This is a genomic window from Nisaea sp. (assembly GCF_039990255.1).
Taxonomy (GTDB): Bacteria; Pseudomonadota; Alphaproteobacteria; order Thalassobaculales; family Thalassobaculaceae; genus Nisaea.
Genome location: NZ_JBDXGG010000007.1, coordinates 193012 through 210381 on the forward strand (window position 1 = coordinate 193012; position 17370 = coordinate 210381).

General features: G+C 57.6%; 14 protein-coding genes and 2 tRNA genes. 12 read left to right on the forward strand and 4 right to left on the reverse strand.

Going from position 1 to position 17370, the window contains the following annotated elements; all coding sequences use genetic code 11:
* Positions 1-41: 41 nt before the first annotated feature.
* The 4 genes from ABJ076_RS05655 to ABJ076_RS05670 all read left to right on the forward strand — a co-directional run bounded on the left by ABJ076_RS05655 (position 42) and on the right by ABJ076_RS05670 (position 2402).
* The gene (locus tag ABJ076_RS05655) at positions 42-461 is read left to right on the forward strand and encodes a TIGR02300 family protein (protein ID WP_348190977.1); all 420 of its coding nucleotides are present in this window, start codon (positions 42-44) and stop codon (positions 459-461) included.
* A gap of 106 nt (positions 462-567) precedes the next feature.
* Positions 568-643 (forward strand) — tRNA-Ala (locus ABJ076_RS05660).
* 216 nt (positions 644-859) lie between these two features.
* Positions 860-2005 (forward strand): ATP-binding protein, encoded by a 1146-nt coding sequence (locus ABJ076_RS05665; RefSeq protein WP_348190979.1) that lies wholly within the window; start codon positions 860-862, stop codon positions 2003-2005.
* A 1-nt stretch (position 2006) separates the two neighbouring features.
* Positions 2007-2402 carry a response regulator gene (locus tag ABJ076_RS05670; protein ID WP_348190981.1) on the forward strand — a complete coding sequence of 132 codons (396 nt, stop codon included), beginning with the start codon at positions 2007-2009 and terminating at the stop codon, positions 2400-2402.
* 27 nt (positions 2403-2429) lie between these two features.
* Here the strand turns inward: ABJ076_RS05670 and ABJ076_RS05675 are convergent, their stop codons facing one another.
* On the reverse strand, positions 2430-3383 hold the full coding sequence (locus ABJ076_RS05675; RefSeq protein WP_348190984.1) for a complex I NDUFA9 subunit family protein: 954 nt from the start codon (positions 3381-3383) through the stop codon (positions 2430-2432).
* 228 nt (positions 3384-3611) lie between these two features.
* On the opposite strand from ABJ076_RS05675, the gene ABJ076_RS05680 reads away from it, so the two are divergent.
* A tRNA-Leu gene (locus tag ABJ076_RS05680) sits at positions 3612-3698 on the forward strand.
* A gap of 10 nt (positions 3699-3708) precedes the next feature.
* Here the strand turns inward: ABJ076_RS05680 and ABJ076_RS05685 are convergent.
* Together ABJ076_RS05685 and ABJ076_RS05690 are read right to left on the reverse strand one after the other, a co-directional pair.
* Positions 3709-3963 (reverse strand): hypothetical protein, encoded by a 255-nt coding sequence (locus ABJ076_RS05685; protein WP_348190987.1) that lies wholly within the window; start codon positions 3961-3963, stop codon positions 3709-3711.
* Between the two features lie 8 nt (positions 3964-3971).
* Positions 3972-10202: a DUF4347 domain-containing protein gene (locus tag ABJ076_RS05690; RefSeq protein ID WP_348190990.1), complete on the reverse strand. Its 6231-nt coding sequence runs from the start codon at positions 10200-10202 to the stop codon at positions 3972-3974.
* A gap of 800 nt (positions 10203-11002) precedes the next feature.
* Here ABJ076_RS05690 and ABJ076_RS05695 point away from each other — a divergent pair.
* From ABJ076_RS05695 to ptsN, 7 genes are all read left to right on the forward strand, one after another.
* Complete coding sequence (locus ABJ076_RS05695) at positions 11003-11614, forward strand: ribonuclease H-like domain-containing protein (protein WP_348190993.1); 612 nt, start codon at positions 11003-11005, stop codon at positions 11612-11614.
* Between the two features lie 172 nt (positions 11615-11786).
* The gene (gene lptC / locus ABJ076_RS05700; protein WP_348190996.1) at positions 11787-12494 is read left to right on the forward strand and encodes an LPS export ABC transporter periplasmic protein LptC; all 708 of its coding nucleotides are present in this window, start codon (positions 11787-11789) and stop codon (positions 12492-12494) included.
* The gene (locus tag ABJ076_RS05705) at positions 12494-13345 is read left to right on the forward strand and encodes an LptA/OstA family protein (protein WP_348190998.1); all 852 of its coding nucleotides are present in this window, start codon (positions 12494-12496) and stop codon (positions 13343-13345) included. Before lptC ends, ABJ076_RS05705 begins: the two co-directional genes overlap by 1 nt.
* A 46-nt stretch (positions 13346-13391) precedes the next feature.
* Complete coding sequence (lptB, locus tag ABJ076_RS05710) at positions 13392-14186, forward strand: LPS export ABC transporter ATP-binding protein (protein ID WP_348191000.1); 795 nt, start codon at positions 13392-13394, stop codon at positions 14184-14186.
* Positions 14187-14197: 11 nt separating this feature from the next.
* Positions 14198-15781, forward strand: coding sequence for an RNA polymerase factor sigma-54 (gene rpoN / locus ABJ076_RS05715; protein ID WP_348191001.1), 1584 nt, complete (start codon positions 14198-14200; stop codon positions 15779-15781).
* 172 nt (positions 15782-15953) lie between these two features.
* On the forward strand, positions 15954-16532 hold the full coding sequence (gene raiA, locus ABJ076_RS05720) for a ribosome-associated translation inhibitor RaiA (RefSeq protein WP_348191004.1): 579 nt from the start codon (positions 15954-15956) through the stop codon (positions 16530-16532).
* Between the two features lie 97 nt (positions 16533-16629).
* Entirely contained in the window at positions 16630-17094 is a 465-nt protein-coding gene (ptsN, locus tag ABJ076_RS05725; protein ID WP_348191007.1) for a PTS IIA-like nitrogen regulatory protein PtsN, read from the forward strand.
* Positions 17095-17142: 48 nt separating this feature from the next.
* On the opposite strand, the gene ABJ076_RS05730 is transcribed toward ptsN, so the two are convergent.
* Positions 17143-17358 carry a hypothetical protein gene (locus tag ABJ076_RS05730; protein ID WP_348191010.1) on the reverse strand — a complete coding sequence of 72 codons (216 nt, stop codon included), beginning with the start codon at positions 17356-17358 and terminating at the stop codon, positions 17143-17145.
* Positions 17359-17370: the final 12 nt, after the last annotated feature.

Genomic DNA, 17370 nt, shown 5'->3' on the forward strand with positions numbered 1-17370 from the left:
TTGAATAGCGATTTTGATCGAGTGGCTGTCGGAGAAACGACGTGGCAAAACCGGAATGGGGCATCAAGCGCACCTGTCAATCATGCGGCGCGCGCTTCTATGACCTGATGAAATCTCCCATCGTCTGCCCGAAATGCGAAACCGAGTACGACCCCGAGGCGGTACTGAAAAGCCGCCGGGCGCGTCCGGTTCCCGTGGCGGATGTGAAGAAAAGTAAACCAGCTGAGGCTGAGGACGCCGAACTCGAAGAAGAGGACGATGGCGTCGAGGCTCTGGACTCGGATGATAAAAAGGTCACCGGGGCAGATGACGTTGACGATGACAGCGACGATGACGATGACGGTGAAGACACGTTGATCGCCGAAATCGAGGATGTCGATGACGATGACGATGCTCTTCTCGAGGATGATGACGACGATGATGATGTCGTTGTGGTCAAGAAAGATGACGAGGATCTCTGATCGAAAGCGTTTTGACGATATTGTCAAAAAGCACTTGATCCGACGGGCGGGGCTCGCTACATAGCGAGCCCACCCGCGCCGGGGCCCAAACCGGCGCAAGGTTATCGGGGCCATAGCTCAGCTGGGAGAGCGCTACAATGGCATTGTAGAGGTCAGCGGTTCGATCCCGCTTGGCTCCACCATCGAAGCCCGCTGGGAAACCAGCGGGCTTCGTCCATTTCGGGTCTCTATTTTTCAAAATATGGAATGTGGAGCATCGTCCCGCGAGTGCTGACAAGGTGTTCGTGTTTTGCGCGTTTTAGCGTCCGGTTGTTCAATTTGGCATTTGCGCCAATTAAAAATTGATTTTCATTATAAATGTACTCTAACGTCTGATGTTAGGGGCCGGCGGTAACTGAATGCAGAAGTGCTTTATCAGCGCTGGAGACGCTCAGAAGTTGCTTAGCGCCAAAAAACTGGAACTCTTCCTCGAGTCAGTCCCCGATGCGATGCTAATCGTCGATTCCGGTGGTCAGATCTCCATGACGAACGGTCGCGTGGAAGAACTGTTCGGTTATTCAAAATCTGAACTTGTCGGAAGCCAGGTCGAGATGCTGATGCCGGCAGCACATCGCAAGCGCCATGTTGGTTTCCGTGAACGATATGTCGAGGCACCACGTGCCCGTAATATGGCCTCCAATTACGAGTTGCAGGGAGTCCGGCGGTCTGGGGAGCAGTTTCCTGTTGAAATCAGCCTCAGTCCTGTTCCGGTTGGGAGCGGCATTCTCATTCTGAGCGCCATCCGGGATGTGACGGAGCGTCTTGAGCGGGAACGGCGGGCGCGGGCTAATGAGGTTGAACTCGAAAAACTGGTGAATGTGAACCGTTTCCTGTTCAGCCTGTCTCACGAGCTCCGCACGCCCCTCAATGCGATATCGGGATTTGCCGCAACGCTTCTGATGGGGCTTTCCGGTCCGCTTACCAATGAGCAAGAAGATCATCTCAAAACGATTGAGCAAAGCGCCCAGCATCTGTTGGCGCTGATCAATCAGCTCCTTTCACTGATGCAGCCCGAATTCAATGCCGAGAACATGGTGATCGAGACTATCGACAGCCGTGAAGTCGTAACTGCAGTGTGCAAGATGATCGAGCAGGAGGCTTTGGCAAAACAGCTGTCCGTGTCCCTGGATGGGCCAGCCAAGCCGGTAAAACTCAAGAGCAGCCGCCGCATGCTGACCCAGATCCTGATCAATCTCATCGGCAACGCCGTCAAATATACGGGCGAAGGTGGGGTAACGATAACGGTACGGCGCGCTGGGAAAGGCGACACGGCGGTCGTTCGATTTGAGGTCGCCGATACCGGTATCGGTATTCCCGAACAAGCACGGGAACGTCTGTTCGAAATGTTTTACCGCGCAAATCAGGGGCAGGGAACAGAGGGGACGGGGATTGGGCTGTTCATCAGCCAACAGCTGGCCGCGCGGCTGGGAGGACATATCGAGTTCTCTTCAGTGCATGGCGAGGGAAGTACATTCACCCTGTCATTGCCCCAAAAGGGAGTATGAAATGACGACGCAAATTCTGGTCATTGAAGATCTGCCGGCGAACCTGAAGCTCTTGCAGGTTCTCCTGGAGGGCTTCGGGTATGAGGTGCGGGCCGCCGAAGATGGTTATGCCGGCCTTAAAGCCGCCAGAGAGGCATGTCCCGATCTTGTTTTGTGCGACCTGCTTATGGACGGGCTTGACGGGTTCGGGGTTGCCCGCGAGATCCGTAGTGATGCGGTCCTAAAAAGAGTTCCGCTGATCGCAGTTACGGCGCTGGTGACGGATGGAGTGGAGCAGAAAGTACTCGATTCTGGCTTTGACGGCTATATCAGCAAGCCTATAGAAGTGCGAAAATTCGTCCCGCAGCTTGAACAGTATCTTCCCGAAGGTCTCAGGGCATCTTCCTCACCGCATTGACGCGGTGAGGAGCGCATTGCGGAGCCCTCAAGCCGCTCGGAAGCGGTTATAGCGGCCACCGGGGCGGAAACGGTCCAGATATGTGGGCAGGATTGCTTCGCAGGCCGTCGGGGCGATTCCAAGATCTTTCAGTGTCGCCGCGCCTTCGGAAACCACATTGTCAGATTTCAGCAAAATCACCTGATCGCGAGTCAGCGGCGGTGTCGGCAGCAACTCCAGGAAGGCTGCTTCAAGGGAGGCAAACCAGAACGGGATATTGAGCAGCCGGCATTTGCGCCCGGTCTGAGCGACCACCAGTTCCATCAGCTCCTTGAAGCTGTAGATCGCCGGGCCGCCGAGCTCGTATGTTTTCCCTTCGGCCGCGTCGGAGGTCAGGGCCGTAAACGTGGCGCGGGCGACATCATCGACATAGACCGGTTGGAACTTCGTTCGACCGCCGCCGATAAGCGGCAGGAAAGAAACCGCTTCCGCCATCGCGCCGAAACGATTGAAGAAACCGTCGTCGGGTCCGAAAACGATGCTCGGCCGCAGGATGGTCGCAGTCGGGAAGGCGCTCTTCACGGCGGCTTCACCGGCGGCCTTGCTGCGAGCGTAACGGGAGGCCGAGTTTGCATTTGCGCCGATGGCGGAGACATGCACGAACTTGGTGACGCCTGCTTTCGCGGCTTCGGTTGCAATCAGGCCCGCAGCGGTGCCTTGCACGGCGTCAAACCGGTTGCGCCCGCTCTCGAACAGGATGCCGCAGAGATTGATAGCCATGTCGGCGCCTTCCAGGGCCGCAGCAATGCCGTCCCCTTGGGTCACGTCGACATGCACAGGGGTTACCTGCCCGACAACACCCTGAACCTTGAGATGTTTGGCGCCTTCGACATCGCGGCAGCCAACGGTCACCCGAGCGCCCTGCTGCGCGAGTTCGCGCACGATGTTGCGGCCGATAAAACCGGAGCCGCCGAAAACGGTGACCTTCTTGCCTCGGAACATGATTGTTGCCCTTCTCAAGCGCGCCATTTCGGTCCCAGCAAAACCGGAGGCGCATTCCATTATCTTACCGTCGCTTATAATATAGCAGAGCGGTCCGGGCGATCAAAAATCCCGGTCAACGATATGATGAACGGCCGGATTGCCGTCTCGCCGTAAAAAGCCTTTGACAGACGCGCCGGGTGCTGGCATTTACCCGGCCTCACTGGCGGACACCTACCCGCCGGTTGTGCCCAGGTGGCGGAATTGGTAGACGCGCTGGCTTCAGGTGCCAGTGGCCGCAAGGTCGTGGAAGTTCGAGTCTTCTCCTGGGCACCAAAATTGAGTTTCAGATCACCAAGTTTGATCGGAAACACGTCGACAAAAGCTCCGGTTTCAGGGGCTTTTCTTGTTTCTGGTGTCCGGCGCTGTCCAATGGTGTTTCGTTCCATCCCTGCGCATGGATCACGCCACCAAACCATTGGATCGGATACCGGGCGATATAGAATGGCTCGGCAGAGGTTTTTGCTTCAGTTGAACCAAACACCCCTGTCAAACACCCCTGCCAAACATTCCTTCGGGCCAGACCCTTCTTTGGGAACATGCAGATCTCTAGGCTATTCCCTCGGCGGTAAAATCGGCCTGTGTCGGCGCTGTGATCCCCTGGCGGAGTCCGACCAGCAGAAAGTGCTCCAAGGCACTCACGTCGCTGTCGAGCTGCTGCTCGGTGCGGTAGGTCGAGGTATCGAAGAAGTTTGACGCCGCGCGGCCCTCCTGATCGCCGTACAGGGTGAAGTGCTGATATGCGTTATTGAAACTGCCCTCGGCCACGGCCGCCGCGACGTCCGTGTTCTGAGTGAGATAATAGCTGCTATCAAACAACGGATTGACCGAACGGCTTTCCTTGTAACCGAACAACTCGTAATGCTCTGACGCCGATGCAAAGGCGCCGGCAGTCACAGCGGCCGCAACATCGGCATTGTCGGCAAGATAGAACTGTGCATCAAACAGCAGGTCAGCGGTGCGGCCCTCGCTTTGTCCGTTCATGGAATAGTGCTCGGCACCGCTGGCAATGTCGCCTGCGGAGACGGCGTCCGCGACATCCTGATAGGCGCTCAGATACGCCGCCTCGTTAAAGCCGTATTGCCCGGCAACAGGCGCGTCGTCCTGGATCAGCACGGTCACACGGTCCTTGCCGGACGTGTTTTCCCCTGTGAAGACCACCAATTCGATATCTGTGAGCGTATCTGTCCCGCCGCCGTCGACAGCGGACACATTGCCGCGAGTCCCGGAAAGCGTCACCCCATCGCTGGCGACGCCGTAAAGCGCTGCATCGCGGTTCGTCCCGCCGTTCAGCGCGTCGTCACCGGCACCGCCAAACAGAAGGTCGTGGCCGGATTCACCGAATATCTGATCGTTACCGGTGGTGCTTCCGATCGTGTCATCGCCAGCACCACCAAAGAGTTGGTCGTCGCCTTCACCCAGCCGGATAAACTGGGAGCTGTCATCGCCGACGGCATAGTTGTCACCGTTGCCGCCGGTGACTGTGGCCGTGCCGAGGATCGATGCGAATTCGATATTGTCGAGTTGGATATTCGACCCTGATGGAAGGGACCGCAAATCGATGACAAAGGCTTCCGATTGCGAAGACCCGGCTGTCGGTGACGTGCCGGAGAGGACGATCGATTCCGACAGGCTGGATTGTGTTGTTGTGGGAATTATTGTCCGCACATCAAGTGTCGTCGTTTCCGCAAGTGCGTTCAGAAAGGTTTGCGCGCTCCCGATAAGGTCTGATTCAGCCGTGGAATTTCGTGCGTCGACCGCATTGACCAGGGATGTCAACGCATCGGTCTTGGACTGCGCCGTGCTCGGCCCGGTAGAGGAAATGGTCGTATTGGCAGGCAAAGTCGCGGTCACCACATTGCCGTTATTGTTCGTGTTCTCAACAATCGCTGCTGAGCCGGAACCGCTCGTGCTGGCTGTTACCGTCGTGGTGGTGTTTGGCGTCTCACCATTGTTTGCGGGTTCTTGGGTGACGACAACTACCGGTGTCGTCGAACCACCACCGCCGGTCGATGGCGCGGCTACACTGAGTGTGACCGTCGCCGCTGAGGACGTTCCGCTATCTCCGTCAGTCAACGTAACGGTAAAGCCATGCGAGCCGGCTTCGCTGCTTTGATAGGTGAGCGCCTGTATGAGAGTCTGGATGCGAGCCGGCGTCGCATCTGTCGTGTTGAACGTGACAACGAGATTGTTGGCGCCTTGCCCGTTCGTGGTGACCGTTCCGATATTGGTTCCGCCAACGGCGATGACATCTCCGGCGGCAATAACGCCATCTCCACCGGAGGTCGCACTCGCATCCTTGAGGCCAAAGTTTCCGGAAAATGTGCCCGTCCGGCTAATCGTCAACGTACCGCCGTTCAAGTCTGTGCTGTCCGGGTCTGTGACCGTGACATTGCTTCCAGCATCGAAATCAACGACTGCATTTGGGGCCCCGGAGGGCGCGTCGCCGTCCAGGGCGCCAAATACAGGCGCATCGTTCGCTGCGGTGATGGTCACTGTAATCGAATCGTTGGTATCCGATCCGGCGCCACCCGATCCCTGCGTGCCGCTGTTGCCGTCGCTGAAAGCGTAGTTGATCTGAACATTCGCCGGCGGTGTGTCGTTGCTGTTTGAGTAGGTGATGTTCTGGAGCACGCTGTCGACGAGCGCGGATGTGGCGCTGCCGTTGAATGTGAGCAGCAAGGTGCCGCCGGAATTGGTTGTCACGGTGCCGACGGTGGTGCCGTTATAGACGAGGTTGCCCCCTTGAGTGAGCGCGCCGAGCTGCCCGTTGTTCGCAAAGACATCGTCCGCATTGGCCCCGCCATTGCGGCTCAGCGTCAAAGTGGCGCCGCTGTAATTGCCATTTCCGCTGTTCAGCGCATCAAGCTCGGCATCTGCAACGGTCGCGTTTGCGTCGAGCACGACGGCGGTACCGTCTTCGGTGAAGGCCGCGGCATTGTCCACGCCCGTAAAGGCGGGGACATCGTTGACACCGGAAACGGACACCGCGCTGGTCACACTGGAAGAGACTAGGCCATCATTGTCCGTAACAGTGACGGTGATCGTCCGTGCGGTCAGGTCCGGCGTATCCGAGGTGTTGTTGTAAAAGACGTTTTGCAGGAAGGTCTGGACCTCGGCCAGGGTCGCAGTGGCGCCTGTAACGGAAATGCTATCCTGGCGGGTTATGTCCGACGCACCCGTTATCCCCGTGAGAGCGTTCTGCGCCGCCGCACTGACGGTCAAGCCTTCCGCGTTGCCATCCTGGTCGTTCGTCAGGCTGATGGTAATTGCGGAAATCGTGGCCCCGCCATCGGCGTCTGTCACCGTCACGTCTGTGTCGGAAATCGCGACGTTTCCACCGCCCTCTGTGAACGCCGCCGCGAAGCCGCCGGAGGCTGTTCCCGCACTGTCGTTTCCATCGAGATCCAGGACGGGTAGGTTGCCGAGCGTCATGCTGAAGTTGGCTGTACTGTCCTGATCGCCGCCATTTGCGGTGCCATCGTTGTCGTTCAGCGTGGCAGTAAAGGTCTGAGCGCCAGTCCCGGTTGCGCCTCCCCAGGAGATGTTTTGGATCAGTGTCTGGATGTTCGCATCGGTGGCATTGGCAGTCGTGAAATCGATGGTGAAACTGTTGCCGCCTTGGCCATCGGCAGTCCCGTTCACGGTGCCAATTGTGGTGCCGCCAACCTGAATGGTCTCACCGGCTGAAACAGTACCGTCGCCGCCGGATGTCACATTGGTGCCATCGACGGTGAAGTTCCCGGTTGCGGAATTGTTGGCGCCATTGTCGGCGATCGTCAGGAAGCCGCCATTGTAATCGGCGGAATCCGCGTTGCTGACGGTTGCATTCCCGCCATTGTCGATTCTGGCCGTGTTGCCCGACTGCAACCCGGTATTGTCGCCGCTCAGGTTGCCGATCGCGGCCGGGTCGTTGACCGGGGTAATTGTAACGGTGGACGCAACGCTCAGGGACGCACTTGCAACGCCGCTGTTGGCTGTTCCGCCGCTGTCGGTGATCCCTGTTATGGTGACCACCCGGTTCGCGCCGGCTGTGGGGTTATCCGATGTGTTCCGATAGGTCAGTCCGTCGACCACCGTCTGCAATTGCGCCTCTGAAAGCGTTGCGCCGGTGAAGGATACGGTCGCGGTCGATCCGCTCACCGAAACCCCGACGCTCAACCCGTTGGTCGCCGTCGTGACCGACGTGCCATTGGTCAATGCCACATCGGAGCCGTCGAAGCTCAGGATCTCGGAAGCCCCGTCGCTGACATTGGTCACGGTCAGGGTCATTGCGGAGAAAGTCTGGCCGGTCTCGATCGTATCCGCGGAAACGGTGTTGAAGAGATCCGAGCCACCGCCGCCTTCCGTGTAGCCCGGATTGCCGCCGGTCGCTGTCAGCGTCGGGGCATCGTTGACGTCGGTCAGCGAAACAGTGACCTGATTGCTGCCCGTTGATGTGCCGGTTCCGTCGTTGAGTGTGTAGTCGAGTTGCGGGTTGGACGAGAGGTCATTCCCGGTGTTCTGGTAGGCAACCCGCTGGACCACCTCATCGACCAGCGCCGAGGTGGCCATGGCGCCTGAGGACGTGAAATTGACGGTGAGCGTGCCGCCTGTATTGGTGAAGGTGGCGAAGGTGTTGCCACCGCTCTGCAGGTTGCCGCCATTCACCGTAAAAGACGCGCCATTGGTATCGAAGCCGAAACTGTCGGCTGTATTTGTCCCGCCATTGCGGGCAACCGTCAGGCTGGCACCGGAGTAATTGCCGTTGCCACCGTTCAAGGCATCCAGCTCAACGTCGGAGACAGTGACGTTCGCATCGAGAGTGACTGCGGCGCCGCCTTCCGTAAAAGCCGGGGTGCCGTCGAGAGCGGCAAAGACGGGAACGTCATTCTCTGCGGCAATATCTGCGTTAATGGTACCAAGTGTGACGTCGCCTGACCCGTTGCCATCGTTCGCTGTGACGGTAAAGGTGGACGTGTTGTCACCAGTGTCGTTTGTGGCGCCGGTCCATTGGATATTATTGGTCGTATCCAGGTAGGTGTTGATGTCCGCGGCTGCACCGGCCAGTGAGATCGTCGTGGCATTGACCCGCGTCTCGGTTACGCCCCCGCCGACGGCGGCACCATCGGCGGGCGCGGCGAAGCTGCCTTCGCTGGCCGTAATGGTGACGGTGACGCTGGCGCTGTCCACATCCGCGAAAGTGGCCGCCGAAAGGTTCACACTGCCTTGAGTATCTTCCGTAAACACAAGATCGGTTGGGAGGCCCGAAAGCGTCGGGGCATCGTTGACCGATGAAATGGTGATGTTAACCGTATCCGCCGCCCCGTTCACCGTGCCATCGTTCGGCGTGACGGTCAGCACGGCTGTCGTCGTATCGTTGGTGGCAGTCGTATAGGTAATTTTGGACGCATCATTGAGATACGTATTCAGATTGGCGGCAGTGCCCTGGAGGGTCATTGACCCGGTGCCGGAATTGGCGACGGTCACACTCGACGTGGTGCCATTGCCGTCGGTCGATGAAATCGTGCCGCGGTCGACAGCGAGGGTCAGCGTGACGGTATCTCCATCCGCATCGGAGACGTTATAGGTGGAGAGATCGATCGCGGTGGCAACATCTTCGGTGGCCGTATCGTCCGCGGGGGTGCCGCCGAGTGCTGGGGCGTTGTTGGAGACGGCATTGCCAATCACAACATCGTCGATACCCATAATTACCACGTTGGTCGGGTCCGAAGAATGGATCCGAAACTCAACAATATTGTCAAAATCGCTGCCTAGCTCTCCGTCTGAAACTGTCGCGTAACCGGTGTCGCTGCCTGCATCACCATCATTGGCAGTGTTGTCCATCGTTATGGTGGCGGTGGAGCCAATCTGGGTGCCCGAAGCGTTATGGGCTGTAGCCGTGAATGTCGGTATGGACGTGGAGTTGGAGCGAAAAAAGAACGTGAAACCGTTAAGAGCGAAAGCATCGGTTCCATTGTCGGACTTGAGAGACATATAGTTGACGGTTGCACCACCGGCTTGGTTGTCGATATCGCCGACCATCAGGGCGTTGCCGGTCCAGACAGTGCCTTGACCGTAATAGAGTGCTGAGTTGTCAGAGGCAAATGCGTCATCCACAGTTCCAAGAACCATGTCTACGGTGCTTGAATCGCCGGAATAGGTAACCGTCAGACCGGATGCTTTAACATTGGTAGATGGCGTGTTTGTATCTCGACGTAAGATGTCAATCCCTGTGCCGAAGTTTACCGTGCCTATTGTCGGTGCGAGCAGACCCGCAAAACTGGCCCGCGCGACAGTGGTGAAGCCGACTGGTGTATTCACCGCACCGACATGGACGGGCAAGTCCCAATCGCCGCCGAGATCCGCAGCGCCGGTGGGCGTCCGCGAGGCAGCCACATTGGCGCCGGTCGCGTCTGCCAGAGCGGCGACGAAAGATTCGCCTTTTTCCGTTTTTGCAATTTCGCAACCGTAAAGCAGGATGTCCCCGACATCGCTCAATGCGGAACGTATGGTTAAAAGTGCATCGGCATGCTGGTTGAGCGTTTCGCCCGAAAGCACGGCATTCCCCAGTATCAGGGCGCCATCGCGGCCATGGGAGATGATGTGCAGAGCATCGACGCCTCTCCGGCCTTTCAAGGCTGTTGCGAGTTGATCCGGACCGCTCTGGTCGCCACGTAGAAAAATGACTTCCAGGGAATCATCCAGGCCGTGCAGCAAGTCTTCGTGACAGGACACGGCGGAGTCCACGATCACCAGTTCTCTGGCGTTTCCATTTTGATTGAATTCTCTGTGTGCCATTATTATTCGCCCATAATTTTCAACGAAAAGATGTTCTTGAGCGGTTGCGCAAACGATAGTGAAGATTCGCTATGTCATGGCGAGTACAGCCGATCAGAAATTCTGAAAAGTCGAATTATTACCTTATTCAATATATGGCCAATAGATATGAAATTCATCTCTATTCGTCGGTTTTTCTGGATGGAATTCAAATAAAATTTGAAATGTATTGCGGTCATGAGGCGGTAAAACCTTGCCAGCGGCATTTCATTTCAAGCGGTAGCCATTATATTATTATTTATCTGAAATTATTGATTGATGTCCTGTTCTGGGTCGATTTTTCAGATGAAGTCATCGAAAATCTATAAATGTGCAAATTGCATTTAATGCTACTATAAGAATTTATCGAATCAAGAAAATAATAACGTGTACTATGGTGTGTGTTTTCAACGAAAAATTATTTTTTGCAAATAAAAGATTTCTAAAAAATGTGGCTTTCGCAAATCATGTATGCTGATTCCTGTGACGTAAGTCTCGCTTGGCTCTTATGGCGTTTGTCTGAACAAGAGCCGTTTTGGCTCAGCGCCTCATCGCGATCCACTCTATTGGAAATGGTATCCATGACGGCATGGGTGGTTGCAGGATCTTGGATGTCTGTAAGTCGCCAGAAAACGAAAAGATGTGGGGTCGCCCTCCTGTGCTTATGGCCTTTCTCCCGTGAGAAATCGCAAAACCGTTGGCGGGTCCCGATATTCTGTCGTAGGACCTGATTTGCGTGCGGCCGTTCAAAGGCCTTGGACCAGATGGAGCAGGAGAACCCCATGACAATCACACTGCATAAGGGCGATCTGCCGGACGGTCTCGATCTCGGGCCGGTGGTGGCGATCGACAGCGAGACCATGGGGCTCCGCCCGGAGCGCGACCGGCTCTGCGTTGTTCAGCTCTCCGCCGGTGATGGCAATGCCCATCTCGTTCAGTTCGCCAAGGGTGAGCACAATGCGCCGAATCTGGCCCGGCTGCTGACCGACCCCAATGTCCTGAAGCTGTTCCATTTTGCCCGCTTTGACGTGGCCGTCATGCAGGCCTATCTCGGCGTGGTGACGGCTCCGGTCTATTGCACGAAAATCGCGTCCAAACTGGTGCGCACCTATACGGACCGGCACGGCCTCAAGGATCTGTGCCGGGAGTTGCTTGGCGTTGACATGTCAAAGCAGCAGCAATCTTCCGATTGGGGTGCGGATGAGCTGACCGAGGAGCAGATGGCCTATGCGGCGTCCGACGTGCTCTATCTGCACAAGTTGCGCGAAGAGCTGGACCGTCGTCTGGTGCGCGAAGGGCGTGACGGGATTGCCGCCGCGAGCTTCGCCTATCTGCCGACCCGTGCGGCGCTTGATCTGATCGGCTATGGCGGCGAAGATATTTTCTCTCACTGACGGCGGAACCGTAGGGATTCGTTGACCGTTTGGCGGTCATTCGCCATACTCCTGCCGTATAGACAAGCAATTGTCGGGCCAAAATGTCGCGGATGGTGGTGCCGACCTGAACTGACTGGCATCGCGCGCGGGAATCCTAAGTGATTCCAAAGGATTCACGAAAGAGGGTTGGATGGCCGACCAGACTGCGGAAAATGTGGGTGGAAGTCCCGACGGTCGGCGTTTCATCCCGAACAGCCCGCGGGCTGTCAGAGCCGCTCAGTTCCGTGCCAGCCGTCTTGTCGTGCTCATGAAGTTGATCCTTCCGGCATTGGCGCTGGCCATCATTGCGCTCATTGTCAGCTGGCCTCAATTGATTCCGGACCACACGAAGTTCCGGCTCGGCGACAAGGTAAAGAGTGTCTTTGTCGCGGCGACGGATGGACTGAGTATGGATCAGCCGCGCTATGTCGGCGTTGATGAGGAGCACCGTCCTTACGAAGTGACGGCATCCCGTGCAAGCCAGCAGTCCCATGGCGACGATCGGCTCGATCTGGTCAACCCGCAGGCCGACCTCGCGGTCAATGACGTCGAATGGATGGCGCTTTCCGCGGCGACCGGGGTCTATGACAAAAAGCAGCAGACGATAGATCTCGCCGGCGGTGTGACTGTATTCCACGATCGAGGCTATACGGTCACGTCCGATACAGCGCAGGTTTTGCTGGATAAAGGCATGGCGACCAGCGACGATCCGGTCAGTGCCCATGGCCAAAGCGGCATTGCGACCGGAGAAGGCTTCCGGATCTATGATCGGGGCGAGCGCATCATCTTCACCGGCAAAAGCAAGATCACCTTCTTCCCGGCTCAAATCCAGGGTGGCAAGCCCCAGGGCGTGAATTAATGCATACTCAGTTTTTCCATCGGTATTGCGATCGGCATTTCGGCGTTGTTTTTGGTGCCATGTCTCTTCTCGCCGTGCTCCTCTGTGGCTCTGGTGATGCTTATGGTCAATCCCTTCAATCTGCCGACGGTGAGGACGCGCCTGTTACCGTCGAGGCGGATGACGGCATTGAGTGGATCCGCGAAGATCAGATGTATGTTGCGCGCGGCAATGCAAGGGCGGAGCGGGGCGGGGTGACCGTCGCCGCCGATACGCTGACCGCGCTTTATCGCGACAAGAGCGGCGCGACGGACATCTACAGGCTCGAGGCGATCGGCAATGTGGTGATCTCCTCTGAGGCGCAGACCGGATATGGCGAGCGGGCGGTATACGATCTGGACGAGGCGGTTGCCGTCATGCTTGGCACCACGGCGCCACCCCGTCTGGAAACCGGAACAGAAACCATCACGGCGCGCGATAGCCTGGAATATTGGGACAAACGCCAGATCGCCGTTGCCCGCGGAAATGCAGAGGCAAAGAAGGATGACCGGACGATCCGGGCCGACACGCTGATCGCCCGTTTCGAAGAGGATGCCGCGGGCACTCTGGTCGCGAAGCGCATGGATGCGGTCGGTAATGTCGTGATCACCACGGCCGAGGAGGTCGCGCGCGGAGACGAAGGCATCTACAATGTTGATTCGGAGACCGCTATCCTTCAGGGGAATGTGCGGATCACCCGGGGTGATAACCAGCTGAATGGCGAGCGGGCCGAGGTGAATCTGAAGACTGGTATCAGTAAATTGCTGGCCGGTTCGAAAGGGGACCGCCAGCGGGTCAGGGGATTGTTCAATCCGAAGTCGGGCAATAAATGACCTGGCACGGTATACGGCACACCGGAAAGCGGGGCAAAGGCTAGGGATGAGCGAGAGCAATATCGGTGCGGCCGACGGTTCTTCGGGAACCGGCGATGGGCCACGGCTTGTCAGCAGCAATCGCGGGCTCGTCGTGCAGAATCTGGGCAAGCGATACAAGTCGCGGCCAGTGCTGCGCGATGTCAGTCTGTCCGTGCAGCGTGGCGAGGCGGTTGGTCTGCTCGGACCGAACGGGGCCGGCAAGACCACCTGTTTCTATGTGATCACGGGGCTGATCTCTGCGGATTACGGCAGCATTCATCTCGACGGCGCCGATATCTCGGAATTGCCTATGTATCGGCGCGCCCGTCTCGGTATCGGCTACCTGCCTCAGGAGGCCTCGATCTTCCGGGGGCTGACGGTCGAGCAGAACATCCGGGCGGTGCTTGAGGTGGTCGAAGACAACCCCGGCCAGCGGGATGCCTTGCTGGAAGATCTGCTGGCCGAATTCTCGATCAGCCATTTGCGCCGGACCCCGTCTATAGCGTTGTCGGGCGGGGAGCGGCGCCGGGTGGAAATCGCCCGGGCGCTGGCGTCGCATCCGAATTTCATCCTGCTTGACGAGCCATTGGCAGGTATCGATCCGATTGCCGTAGGCGAGATCCGGGATCTGATCTCCCATCTAAAGGATCGCGGCATCGGTGTGTTGATAACAGATCACAATGTGCGCGAGACCCTCGATATCGTGGATCGGGCTTTCATTCTGCATGACGGCAAGGTCCTGATGGACGGAGTGCCGGACGAGATTGTTTCCAACTCTGACGTCCGCCGGGTCTATCTCGGCGACCGCTTCAGGCTCTAGGGAGACCCGGCTTGGCGCTCTCAGCCAGACTGGACCTCAGGCAGTCCCAGAACCTGGTCATGACGCCGCAATTGCAGCAGGCGATCAAGCTGCTGCAGTTCAACAATCTTGAGCTGAACGAATTCGTCGAAACGGAAATCGAGCAAAACCCACTGCTCGAACGGGATGAAGGCGACGGGCCGGCGACGCTCGAAGCGCTTGAGGCCGATAATCTGTCGGCCTATGACAAGGCGGTCGAGGTCGAGAGTGCACCGAGCAACGGAGCAACCGAAAGCGGCTGGGACGAGGCGCCTGACGGCCCCGATACGATGGACCGGACGAACGCGGAATCCTTACCTGCGGGCAATGACGATCCCGGTGATTCGGATTACGACAACAACTGGAGCAGTGCCAGTGTCGAGGAGGCGGACCCATCCTTGTCTCCGACACTTGGCAGCTGGGAGAGTGCGGGCAGCGGTGGCGGACGCGGCGGTGAGGATTTGCCAGGCCTGGAAGAATCCGTCGGTCAGGACAAAACCCTGCGCGAGCATCTTCTTGAACAGATAACACTCGATATCGTGCAGCCGGACGAACGCATCATTGCTGTCGATCTGCTCGATTCCCTGGACGATGCCGGTTATTACACCGGTGATCTTGAGGACGTGACGGATCGGCTTGCCTGCCCGGCAGGGGCGGTCGAAGCCGTGCTTGGAAGACTGCAAAACCTGGACCCGCCGGGTATCTTTGCCCGAAACCTCTCGGAATGCCTCGCCCTGCAGTTGCAGGACCGGAACCGGCTCGATCCGGCAATCCAGGCCCTGCTCGACAATCTGCCTATGCTGGCCAAGCGCGACATGCAGGGGCTGCTCAAGGTCTGCGGTGTCGATGTTGAAGACATGACCGAGATGGTCGAGGAGATCCGTTCCCTTAATCCGAAGCCGGGTCTCGCCTTCGAGCGGGATACCAGCGAGGCGGTCGTCCCGGATGTGTTGGTGCGTCCGGCGCCGGACGGCACCTGGATTGTGGAACTCAATCCGGACACCTTGCCGCGCGTGTTGGTCAACAATGCGTATCTTTCGCAGATCAGCCAGTCGCCGAAACAGAAATCCGACCGAGAATATCTCAGCGAGTGCCACCAGTCGGCGAACTGGCTCGTGCGGTCGCTACATCAGCGGGCGACGACGATCCTGAAAGTGGCCGGCGAGATCGTCCGACAGCAGGATGGCTTCTTCCAGCACGGTATTCAGTATCTGCGGCCGCTCGTGTTGCGCGACATTGCGACAGTGATCGAGATGCACGAAAGTACCGTCAGCCGCGTTACATCGAACAAATTTATGGCGACGCCACGTGGTATTTATGAGCTTAAGTACTTCTTCACCAGTGCCATCGCATCATCTGCGGGTGGCGATGCTCTTTCCGCGGAGGCGGTCCGGTTCAAAATCAAGAAATTGATCGACGAGGAGCCACCGACCAAAGTGCTATCAGATGATCGCATCGTGGAAATACTGAAGGGGCAAGGTGTAGATATCGCACGGCGGACAATCGCCAAGTACCGCGAAGCGATGAAAATTCCCTCGTCGGTTCAGAGGAGACGCGAAAAATCGATGCGAATTTGATCTAATTGTCGGGGACTTAGGAATCCGGTAAGTGCAATGCTTGACTCTCCCCTTGGGCGCGAATAAGTTCCGCGCCTTCGCTGGATAGGCGGCGTTAGGCCATTTTTTACCGGTGCCTGCGTTCCCCGGATTGGGCATAGACAGGTCAATTTCATCGACCGCGAAAAGAAGCATGCAAGTATCGATTAACGGCAAGCAGGTCCAGGTCAGCGAAGCGCTCAAGGAACATGTCGAGCGTTTGGTCACCGCGATCTCAGAGAAATATTTTGGCGATCCTCTCGACGGAAGCGTGACCGTTTCCAAGGAGGGGAACGATTTCCGTACCGATATCGCTGTCCATGTTGGGCGCGAAATGTTTGTACGCGGCCAGGGTATCGCGGCAGATGCATATGCATCCGCAGACAAAGCAGGCGAGCATATCGACAAACGTCTGCGCCGTTTCAAGCGCCGGGTACGCGATCACCATCGCGGGAACGGTGGTGCGAAAGTTGCAGCCCAACAATATGTCCTCGCAGCGAGCCAACCTTCTGCGGAGCCTGTGATCGAGGATGAGTGGCAGCCGGTGGTTGTCGCGGAAATGACGACGTCGATCGAGGATCTCTCGGTCGAAGAAGCCGTGATGCGTCTGGAACTGGGCGAACTTCAGGTCGTGATGTTCCGTAACCGTGCGCATGGCGAGCTGAATGTGATTTACCGTCGCGGTGATGGGAATATCGGTTGGATTGACCCGAAAGGTCTGGCTCAGGGATGAGCCTTGGCCTTTGTGGACCGGCACGGCGTGCAGACTGCTCATTCAACGAGGCAAGTCTGGGCGTCTTTAGATATGAAACTAGAGCAGGGTAGACTCGATGGAAATCGCGGACATCCTTATTCCGGAGGGAGTTCTCCCTCATCTTAAGGTCACCTCGAAGAAGCAGGCATTGCAGGAACTGTCCCGCCGTGCTGCCGACGTGACCGGACTTGAGCAGAGAGAGATCTTTGATGTGCTTCTGGAGCGCGAGCGCCTGGGCACCACCGGCATGGGCAATGGCATTGCCATACCGCATGGCAAATTGCCGTCACTTGATCGGCTCTATGCTGTTTTTGCGCGCGCGGATCGTGCCGTCGAATTCGATGCGATCGACGACAAGCCGGTGGACGTCATTTTTCTGCTGCTGGCCCCTGAATCCGCTGGCGCGGATCACTTGAAGGCGTTGGCACGGGTTTCCCGCCTGCTGCGCGACAAGGGTGTCTGCGAGAAGATCCGTGGCGCGGACAGCGTCGACGCGATCTATGCGCTCCTGACCGAAGCGACAGCCAGCAACGCGGCCTGATGCCCTCGTAATTTCATTGGTTTTTTGAAATTTGGGCGCCTCCGCATCCTATTGGATGCGGGCGGCCTGCATCTCGTTCTCTGCGATCAGGGAAACTGCTGCCTCCCAGCTCGGTGCATCTGCGACCAGCTTGCCATCGGCGGTGTGGATTTCGAAATTCTCTTCGCCATCACTGGTTACCGGCTTAACAAAAGCGATATCGAACAGCCCAAGAGCGGCGAAATCCCGTGAATTCAGCTGACGCACGCCATTAGGTTCGGTCATTTCGGTTCCCAT